A 386-nucleotide genomic window follows, 5' to 3' on the forward strand; every position below is an offset into this window, starting at 1 on the left:
AAGGTAGAACACAACTTCATTTACACTTTCCTTCACATCAACAAGATCAAAGTAGTCTAAAGTGCCTTCAGGAAGAAGAAGGCGATAACCGTTTAATTCCATAAGCTATGAATTTGGAGACAAAGATAACAATTTATAAATTTACCCCTCAGGTTTTTACATTGACCCCACTTTACGGCATTTACGAGGTGGACGAAAAGGTGGACTTGATTTCCGGCCGAAAAAAGTACCACCTTCCTGGGTTATATCTCATTGAATATCTATATTTTGCACAAATCCAACTCACGTTAAAACAGTAATTTTACAACGTCAAAAACAAAGAGTATGGCTATGCAAAACAACTCATTTTCGGTGCTGTTCTTCATCTATTTCTTGGATACCAATGT

General features: G+C 36.5%; 1 pseudogene. It reads right to left on the minus strand.

Annotation, left to right across the window (positions count from 1 at the left end):
* A pseudogene (locus tag BACFIN_RS24000) lies at positions 1-102 on the minus strand (ISAon1 family transposase N-terminal region protein); the annotation flags it as partial.
* Positions 103-386 lie beyond the last annotated feature (284 nt).

The sequence above is a fragment of the Bacteroides finegoldii DSM 17565 genome (genome assembly GCF_000156195.1).
Taxonomy (GTDB): domain Bacteria; phylum Bacteroidota; class Bacteroidia; order Bacteroidales; family Bacteroidaceae; genus Bacteroides; species Bacteroides finegoldii.